The organism is Streptomyces sp. NTH33 (assembly GCF_003236365.1).
Classification (GTDB): domain Bacteria; phylum Actinomycetota; class Actinomycetes; order Streptomycetales; family Streptomycetaceae; genus Streptomyces.
Genome location: NZ_POTZ01000015.1, coordinates 24,563 through 34,221, shown reverse-complemented (window position 1 = coordinate 34,221; position 9,659 = coordinate 24,563). Strand labels below are relative to the sequence as shown.

At 70.8% G+C, this 9,659-nt stretch carries 5 protein-coding genes; all 5 read left to right on the top strand.

From position 1 onward, the window contains the following. Positions 1-2,542: non-ribosomal peptide synthetase (locus C1I97_RS02910; RefSeq protein ID WP_146608140.1), on the top strand; the 2,542-nt coding region annotated here is incomplete at its 5' end. Then, positions 2,535-7,115, top strand: a complete 4,581-nt coding sequence (locus C1I97_RS02905) for a type I polyketide synthase (protein WP_111001651.1) — start codon at positions 2,535-2,537, stop codon at positions 7,113-7,115. The genes C1I97_RS02910 and C1I97_RS02905, both read left to right, overlap by 8 nt. 91 nt (positions 7,116-7,206) lie before the next feature. Further along, positions 7,207-8,052, top strand: coding sequence for a 3-hydroxyacyl-CoA dehydrogenase family protein (locus tag C1I97_RS02900; RefSeq protein ID WP_181446531.1), 846 nt, complete (start codon positions 7,207-7,209; stop codon positions 8,050-8,052). Between the two features lie 29 nt (positions 8,053-8,081). Further along, complete coding sequence (locus C1I97_RS02895) at positions 8,082-8,333, top strand: acyl carrier protein (protein ID WP_111001649.1); 252 nt, start codon at positions 8,082-8,084, stop codon at positions 8,331-8,333. Between the two features lie 120 nt (positions 8,334-8,453). Continuing rightward, entirely contained in the window at positions 8,454-9,659 is a 1,206-nt protein-coding gene (locus tag C1I97_RS02890; protein WP_111001648.1) for a hypothetical protein, read from the top strand.

The following is a 9,659-nucleotide window of genomic DNA, read 5'->3' as shown; positions in this document are numbered from 1 at the left end:
CCCCCTGGACCGGCCCCGCCCCGCGCGGCGCGCCCTCGACGCCGGCTGCGTGGCGTTCGGCATCCCGCGGGAGACCGCAGCCGCGCTGCGCACGCTCGGCGCGCGGCAGGGTGCGGAGCTGCACCATGTACTGCTCGCCGTGTACCTCGTCCTCCTGCACCGCTACAGCGGCCAGACCGCACTCGCCGTGGCCGTTCCCATGGCCGGTGCCGCGGGAACGGCCTCCGAGACCACGGTCGCCGTCCGGTCCGAGGTCCTCCCGGGCGTGGACCTGGACGAGCTGGTGGCCCGGGTGCGGGCTGACGCGGCGAGTGCCCGGTCGACCCCGGCGCCCGCCGCGGAGCTGCTCGCCAGACCGGGCTTCTCCTACCGGGCGGCGCCCCGCATCGGTGAACTGCCCGGCATCCGCACCTGGTTCCCGGACGCCCCCGTCACGCACGTGCTCGGCGATCTCGCCCTGGACTTCGTCGAGGGGGAGGACGGGGTGACGGGGCGCCTGCTGTTCGCGGAGGACGTGTTCGACCCCGCCACCGCTCGGCGGGCGGCACGGCACTACCTGACGCTGCTGGACGCCGCCGTCGAGGACCCCCGTCGTGCCGTCTCCGCGCTCCGCCTCCTGACCGAGGAGGAGGAACGCACGATCGCCGAGCTGAACGGCGTCCGGGCCGACCTCCCGGACATGACGTTCCACCAGCTCTTCGAGAGGCAGGCAGACAGGACGCCCGACGCGGTCGCGGTCCGGTCGCAGGACGGGACCCTCACCTACCGGGAACTGAACGCCCTGGCGAACCAGCAGGCCGACCTGCTGCGACAGCTGGGCGTCGGCCCGGAGACCACCGTCGGCATCTGCATGGAGCGCGGCCGGCGGATGGTCGTGGCCCTGCTGGGCGTGCTCAAGGCAGGGGGTGCCTACGTACCCCTGGATCCGCGGGATCCGGCGGAGCGCCGGGACACGATCCTCACCGACGCCCAGGTCGGCGTCGTGATCTGCACGGATCCCGCGACGGCCGCGGGGTACGAGACGGTCGTACTGGACGCGGAATGGACCGTGCTGAAAGGCCGTCCGGCACACGACCGCGCGACACCGGCCTCGGCGCCGGAGAACGCCGCCTACCTTCTCTACACCTCGGGCTCCACCGGCAAGCCCAAGGGGGTGGTCGTGGAGAACCGCCAACTGGTCGGCTATACGCGGGCGGTCATCGAGCGCCTGGGCATCGACGGGCCCCTGAGCTGGGCGATGGTCCAGCCCCTCACCGTGGATTCCAGCGTCACGGCCCTGATGCCGCCGCTGTCCACGGGCGGCGAGGTCCATCTGCTGTCCCGCGAGCACGCACTGGACGCGGCCAGGATGGCCGACTGGATGCGGACCCACGCGGTGGACTGCTTGAAGATCGCCCCCTCGCACCTGCGGGCGCTGCAGGCATCGGCCCGCTTCGCGGACCTCCTCCCGCGCCGCCTGCTCGTGATCGGGGGCGAGGCGTCGGACTGGCAGTGGATGACCGCGCTCCAGCGCTCCGTGCCGCACTGCCGGGTGTTCAACCACTACGGCCCGACCGAGACGACCGTGGGCGTCCTCACCCTGGCCGTCGCCGAGCACCTGGACGCGCAGTGGGACACCGCGCCGATCGGTGTCCCCCTTCCGAACTCCCAGGCACACGTGGTCGACGCGGAAGGCCGTCCCGTGCCCTTCGGGGTGGCCGGCGAGCTGCTTGTCGGCGGCACGAACCTGGCCCGCGGCTACCACCGCAGGGACGAGCTGACCTCGGCGGCCTTCGTGCCGGACACCCTCGGTGGGCCCGAAGGGGGGCGCCTCTACCGCACCGGTGACATCGTGCGCCGTCTGGCCGACGGCTCCCTCGCCTTCCTGGGGCGGCGCGACGACCAGATCAAGATACGGGGCTTCCGTGTGACCCTCGGGGAGATCGAGGCCGCGCTCACCAGCCACGAAGCCGTCCGCGGAGCCGTGGTCGTCGTCCGGGAGGACACCCCGGGGGACCGGCGCGTCGTCGCGTACGCGGAGCTGTCCCCGCCGCGGGCGGTCTCCGCCCTGGAGCTCGAAAGGCACGTACGGGAGCGGGTGTCGCCGCACATGGTCCCGCAGACGACCCTGGTGCTGGACGCCCTGCCGCTGACCCCGCACGGCAAGGTCGACCGTTCCGCGCTGCCCGTCCCGGCGGCCGCCGAAGGGGCCGGCCCGGTCGACCTCCCGCCCCAAGGCGAGGTCGAGCGCCAGGTCGCGCAGGCATGGCGGGAGGTGCTGCGGACCGATGCGGTGGGCGTCGACCAGAACTTCTTCGACGTCGGGGGGCATTCCCTGCTCCTGGTCGAGCTCCAGCACCGCCTCCAGGCCGTCGCGGGCCGCGACATCGAACTCCTCGACCTGTTCCAGCACACCTCCGTCCGGACGCAGGCGGCCTTCCTCTCCGCGGGAGGGGAGTCTCCCGCGCCCGACACACCCCCCAAAGCCAGGGGAGCCCAGCAGAACGCGCTCATGAAGCGCCGTCAGCAGCAGTTGCGAGCAAAGCGAGGCCGTCATGACTGAGCAGCTTCCGGATGAGCCCGGCCCGTTCGAGGACGGTCTCGACATCGCCATCGTGGGTATGGCGGGCCGGTTTCCCAAGGCGCGGACGATCGAGGAGTTCTGGAGCAACCTGAAGGCCGGCCACTGCGCCGCCACCCGGTTCGGCGAGCGGCATCTCGCCGAGCTCGGCGCGGACGCCGACGCCCTGGACGACCCGGACTTCGTCCCCGTCGGCTACCTGCTCGAGGACAGCGACAAGTTCGACGCGGCGTTCTTCGGCTACTCGCCCCGCGAAGCCGAACTCATGGACCCCCAGCACCGCGTCCTCCTCGAGTGCGCCTGGTCGGCCCTGGAGAGCGCGGGGTACGACCCCGACCGCTACGAGGGCCTGACCGGCGTCTACGCCGGCGCGGGGAACAACACCTACCTCCTCTTTAACATCGCCTCCCACCCGGATGCGGTCGAGGTCATGGGCGGGAACCAGCTGGTCATCGGGAACCGGTCGGACTTCCTCAGCAGCAGGGTCTCCTACAAGCTGGACCTCCGCGGCCCTAGCATCAATGTGCAGTCGGCCTGTTCCACGTCCCTGGTCGCGGTCGTCCAGGCATGCCAGGCACTGCTCGCCTACCAGTGCGACACCGCCCTCGCCGGAGGCGTGGCCGTCGACGTCATGCGGCGCAACGGATACGTCTACCGTGAGGACGGGATCTACTCGCCGGACGGATACTGCCGCACCTTCGACGCCCGGGCCCAGGGCACCGTCGGAGGCGACGGCGTCGGCATGGTGGTGCTCAAGCGCCTGCAGGACGCAGTCGACGACAACGACCACATCCACGCGGTGATCAGGGGCAGCGCCGTGAACAACGACGGCGCCGCGCGAGCGGGTTTCAGCGCCCCGAGCGCCGCCTCCCAGGCCGACGTCATCGCCACGGCGCTCGCCAACGCGGACGTGGACCCGGAGAGCATCCGCTACGTCGAGGCGCACGGGACCGCCACCCTCCTCGGCGACCCGATCGAGGTGTCGGCACTCACCTCGGCGTACGGCGGCGTCCCGCGAGCACGGACCGCCCTCGGCTCCGTCAAGACCAACATCGGACACCTCGACTCCGCCGCCGGAGTGGCCGGGCTGATCAAGACCGCCCTGGTCGTGGAGCGGGGCGAGATCCCGCCGACCCTGCACTTCGAGCAGCCCAACCCGCGGCTCGGCCTGGAATCCGGTCCGTTCTACGTCAACAGCGAGCTCCTGCCCTGGCCCCAGGACACCGGGCCGCGCCGCGCCGCGGTCAGCTCGTTCGGCCTCGGCGGCACCAACGCCCATCTGATCGTCGAGCAGCCCCCCGAGATCCCCCGGAACAGCCGGCCCGGCCCGGACACGGAACAGCTGCTGGTCCTTTCGGCCAGGTCGCCCGAGGCCCTCGACACGGCCACGGCTGAACTCCTCGACCACCTGCGCGCACACCCCGGCGTGCCGCTGGAGGACGTCGCCTTCACCCTCCAACAGGGCCGCAGGGAGTTCCCGTACCGGCGGGCACTGCTGTGCGGGAGCGTCGACGACGCACTGGACATCCTCGGTGCGCCGGACGACGGCAGGCTCCTCACCGCGTCCGGCCCGCAGTCCTCCAACAGGCCCGTCGCCTTCGTCTTCACGGGGTTCGGCGCCCAGTACCCAGGCATGGGCGCCGGCCTCTACGATCAGGAGGAGGTGTTCCGGGAGGCGCTGGACGAGTGCGCGGAGCTCCTGCTGCCCCTGCTCGGCCTGGACATCCGCCCCGTCATGCTCACCGCGGACACCGACTCCGCGAGCAGCGGGCGCGGCGGCGCGGGAGGTATGGACCTGCGGAGCATGCTGCTCCAGCCGCAGCGCAGCGAGCACCCGCTCGACAGTCCCCGCCTCGGCTACGCCGCGGTCTTCGCGCTCGAGTACTCCCTGGCCAGGCTCTGGCGCTCCTGGGGCATCGAGCCGGAGGCCATGATCGGGCACAGCCTCGGCGAGTACGTGGCGGCCTGCCTGGCCGGCGTCTTCTCGCTGCCGGACGCGCTGCGCCTGGTGGTGGAACGCGCGAGGCTCATCGAGGGCCAGGGCGAGGGCGCGATGCTCGCGGTACCGCTGTCGGAGGCCGCGGCCGACCGCTACACGAGCGAGGACGTCTGCCTCGCGGCCGTGAACGGACCGCAGACCTGTGTGCTCTCCGGCACGGTCGAAGGGATCGAGGCGGTGGGCCGTGCGCTCCTGGCGGACGGCATCGCCTCCCGGCGCCTGACCACCGGCTTCGCCTTCCACTCGCCGATGATGGACCCGGTCGTCGCGCCGTACACGGAGCTGGTGCGAACCGTCCGGCTGAACCCGCCGGCCACGCCCTTCGTCTCCAACATCTCCGGCACGTGGATCACACCGGAGGAGGCCACCAGCCCGGAGTACTGGGCCGAGCACATGCGGCGGCCGGTACGGTTCGCGGACGGCATCGGCACCCTCTGGTCCGTTCCCGAACTCATCGTGGTCGAGGTCGGACCCGGGCAGAGCATGGTGCCCGGGATCGTGCAGCACCCCGCGGCGGCCGCGGTCGCCGACCGGGTCGTGGTGCACTCGCTGCCCGGGGTCTTCGACCGGCAGAGCGACCGTGCCACCATGCTCCGCGCCGCCTCCAGGCTGTGGCTGGCGGGGCGTGCGCAACCGTTCCCGCACGTGCGGGGCGCGCGACGCACCCCGCTGCCCACCTACCCGTTCGAGCGGCGCCGCTACTGGGTGGAGCGCAGCACGGCAGCGGCCGGCGCACTTGCCGAAGCCCGCCGTCACACCGAACCGGCACAGTGGTTCTACGCTCCGTCCTGGCAGCAGACGGCACCGGTGCCCCCGGCCGACGCGGCCGGGCTGGCCGCGCACAGCTGGCTCGTCTTCGCGGACGAGACAGGAGTCGGCGGCGAGCTGGCGAACCGGCTCGAAGGTCTCGGCGCGACGGTGCGGACCGTACGGGCCGGCAGTGAATGGAGCCGCAAGGGCGAGGGCGTCTACGTGCTCGACCCCGGCAGCCCGGAGCACTACACCCGGCTGGCCGAAGCCCTGCGGGAGGCGGGTTCGCCGCCGGACAGGGTGCTCCACTGCTGGAGCGTGGGGAACGACGCGGACCACGGCACCGACCCGCAGGACGTGCGGGCCCTCCTCGACCGGGGGTTCCACTCGCTGCTGCACTGGGCCCAGGCCACCGAGTCCGGGCTGAGCGTGCCGCAGCGGTGGGACGTCGTGTCCAGCGAGGTCTGCTCCGTGACCGGGGAAGAGGAGCTGTGCCCTACGAAGGCCGCGGTCCAGGGCATCGTCCGGGTCCTCCCGCAGGAGTACCCGTCGCTCACCTGCGTCCATCTCGACCTCGCGGGCGGGCAGGCCGTACCGGCGGTCGTGGACGCAATCCTGCCGGCGCTCTCCCGGCCCGCCGGCGAGCGGACGCTCGCGCTGCGCGGACGGCGCTGGTGGGCACCCACCTTCGTGGCGGCGGAGCAGCAGCGCCGCGACTCCGCCCCGGTCCGGGCGGACGGGGTCTACCTGATCACGGGTGGACTGGGGAAGATCGGCATGCTGATGGCCCGGGCCATCGCCGAGCAGGAACGGGTGCGCCTGGTCCTCCTCGGGCGCACCGGGCTGCCGTCGCGGGAGACCTGGGACGCACCGGACCACCCCGCGGCCACCCGGGACCTGATCCGCGGCGTCCGCGCGCTCGAAGAGCTGGGCTCCGAGGTGATGGTGTTCGCCGCCGATGTCGCCGATCCCGCCCGCATGCGTGAGGTGAAGGAGGCGGTGGTCCAGGCGTACGGCCGGGTCGACGGGCTGCTGCACTGCGCCGGCACGACCGGTGCCGAGGCCCACCGCGTGGTGGCCGACCTCGGCGAGCGCGAGAGCGCCTGGCACTTCGACCCGAAGCTGTACGGTACGTACGTCCTCGACGAGGTACTGGCGGACCAGGAACTGGACTTCGCCATCCTCTGCTCCTCGATCGCCTCTCTCCTCGGCGGCCTCGGGTTCGCCGCGTACGCGGCCGCGAACGCGGTACTCGACGCCTTCGCGCAGCGCCACCACGGTGCCGGGCAGCCGTGGTCCAGCGTGAACTGGGAGGCATGGCGCTTCACCGCGGCGCCGAGGGACGAGGCCGGCATCGGATCGGCGGTCCAGGCCCTGGCCCTGGACCCCGACGAAGGACGCCGGGTGACGGACGCCCTGCTGGCCGCGGTCCCGCAGGCGCAGGTCGTGGTCTCCACCTCCGACCCGGTCCGGCGTCGCGAACAGTGGGTCGCGCCCGCCGCGGAAGCCGCCATGCCGCGGCGGCAGCACGAGCGGCCCAACCTCCGCAACCCCTACGTGGCGCCCGACAGCGACACGGAACGGCAGGTCGCCGTGATCTGGCAGGAGCTGCTGGGGGTCCAGAGCGTCGGCGTTCACGACAGCTTCTTCGAGCTCGGCGGCAGTTCCCTCCTCGGCCTGCAGGTCGTGCACCGGCTGCGCCAGGAACTCTCCCTGGCCGTGCCGCTGACGGTCGTCTACGAAGGCCCCACCGTCCGAGCCCTGGGCAGGCTCGTCGACGACCTCCGCGCGGCCGACGGCCAGTGACGCAGCACAACGGCCCGGTGCTCATCCACCGGGCCGCCCATCGACACCCCATCCATTCTCTTCCGAACAACCGAAGGCGGCAGGCGTGAGCGTGAGCAAGATAGGTGTCATCGGCGCCGGGACGATCGGCCGCGGTGTCGCGCAGTCCCTGGCACAGTCCTCGTTCGAGGTGGTCCTGGTCGACATCTCGGAGAGCCAGCTCGTGAGTGCCAGGAGCCAGATGGAGCGGGACCTGCGCATGCAGGGCCTGTTCCGCGCGGAGAAGCTCGCCGACGACGCGGAGACCATCCTGGGGCGCATCACCACCAGCACCGAACTGGCGGATCTGGCGGACGTCGATTTCGTCGTCGAGAACGTCACCGAGAACTGGGACGTCAAGCGTGAGGTCTACGAGACGATAGACAAGATCTGCCGTCCTGGCGTGGTCTTCGCGGTCAACACCTCGGCCGTTCCGATCACCCGCGTGGCATCGGTCACCGAGCGGCCCGCCGAAGTGCTGGGACTGCACTTCATGAATCCCGTGCCGCTCATGGACACGGTCGAGGTCGTCCGCGGGTACTTCACGTCGGACGAGACACTCGCCATCGCCATGAGGCTCCTCGAGGCCGCGGGCAAGGAGGGCATCGTCGTTCAGGACGCCCCGGGATTCGTGACCAACAGGGTCCTGATGCTCACCATCAACGAAGCCGTCTTCTGCGTGCAGGACCAGGTCGCCACCGCGGAGGACGTCGACAGGATGTTCAAGGGCTGCTTCGGCCACAAGATGGGCCCCCTGGAGACGGGTGACCTGATCGGCCTGGACACCATTCTGAACTCGCTCACGGTCATGTACGAGAGCTTCAAGGACTCCAAGTACCGGCCCGCCCCACTGCTGCAGAAGATGGTCGACGCCAAGCTGCTCGGGCGGAAGACATCCCAGGGCTTCTACACCTACTGAAAATCCCTTTCACCCATCAGGAGAACGACATGACGCACAACGACGTGAAGGCCCGTATCCGCGAATTCCTCGCCCCGCACCTGGGTGGTCAGGAGGTCGCGGACGGGGACGACATCTTCGCCCTGGGATACGTCAATTCCCTCTTCGCCATGCAGCTCGTCCTCTTCATCGAGAAGGAGTTCTCCCTGCAGCTCGGTGCCGAGGACATGGAGTTCGACAACTTCCGTACCGTTTCGGGCCTCGTTCGCCTCGTGAACGCGAATGCCGCCGCGGCGGTCTGACCGCCGCCGCGGCGGTCAGACCGCAGGGCCCCGGGGACCTGCTCCCCGGGGCCGGGCAGGGGTGCCCGCGACCACCCCACGGAACGTCCCGCCCCACCATCCGGCCAGGAGTGAGCGACCATGACCCAATTCAGTGCCCGTGTTGATCTGCACACTCCGGTGCCGGAGCACCTCGCGTCCGAGATCGAGCGGCGCATGTTCTTCGTGTCCAGCGACATCGACGCGTTCGAGCTCGTCGTCGGCGACGGCGAGGTGCGCGGAGTGGTGATCCGGTCGGCGGAGCCCGTCGATCCCGCTGTCCTGGCCGACAAGGTCAACCGCGTGGTCGACAGCGACGTGCGCCCGCAGCGGCCGACACCCGCCAAATCCGTGTGGCGGTCCCCCCACCGGCGTGAGGTGCGGGAGGGTACCTTCACCCTCCTGGCCGACGCCGGAGCGGTCAGCGAGGCCGGTGAAGGCCAGGTGGCGGTGGGCGAACCGTTCCTCTCCCTGCTGGAGTACTTCGACCGGACGGTCAAGAAGCTCCTCCGCCAGGACTTCCAGGTGAGCGAGTACCGCTATCCGACCCTCATCAGCACTCGGGCGCTGGAGACGGCCGGGTACTTCAAATCGTTCCCCCAGCACCTCATGTTCGTGACCCGGCTGCACAACGACATCGACGTGTACCAGGGGTTCCAGGAGAAGTACGCCGGAGCGGGGGTCGACTCCGCCGTACTCGAATCGTGCGGGAACGTGGACTACTGCCTGCCGCCCACGATGTGCTACCACACCTTCCACCAGTACAGCGGGCGGGAGCTGAGCGCGGACCGGCTCCACGTGGTCACCGCCCGCGGCAAGTCGTTCCGGTACGAGTCCGACTACGCCACCACGCTCGAACGCCTCTGGGACTTCACCATCCGGGAAATCGTCTTCATGGGCGCGCGCGACGAGGTGCTCTCGGCACGCGAGACGTTCATGCGGAACGTGTTCGCGCTCGTCGAGGAACTCGGACTGTCCGGGTTCTGCGAGGTGGGCAACGATCCCTTCTTCTGCGGCACCGACACCTCCCAGCGCATCTGGTCGCAGCGGCTGCTCAAGCTCAAGTACGAGCTCCGCCTCGACGTCGGGCCCGACCGGACCGTCGCCGTCGGATCCTTCAACTTCCACGACGACCTGTTCGGCCGGAACTTCGGCATCCAGCACGGCACCGACGGTCCGGTCAGGAGCGCTTGCGTGGGATTCGGCCTGGAGCGCCTGGTGTACGCGTTCCTGTGCCAGTACGGGGTGGACCCCGAGGGCTGGCCCGCAGCGGTCCGCGCCGGCGTCGAAGGGATGAGCGGGATCTGA

Bases quoted from the DNA above. Each gene is read 5' to 3' on its own strand.
- C1I97_RS02905 (WP_111001651.1), top strand. From the start codon at position 2,535: ATGACTGAGCAGCTTCCGGATGAGCCCGGCCCGTTCGAGGACGGTCTC.
- C1I97_RS02895 (WP_111001649.1), top strand. From the start codon at position 8,082: ATGACGCACAACGACGTGAAGGCCCGTATCCGCGAATTCCTCGCCCCG.
- C1I97_RS02890 (WP_111001648.1), top strand. From the start codon at position 8,454: ATGACCCAATTCAGTGCCCGTGTTGATCTGCACACTCCGGTGCCGGAG.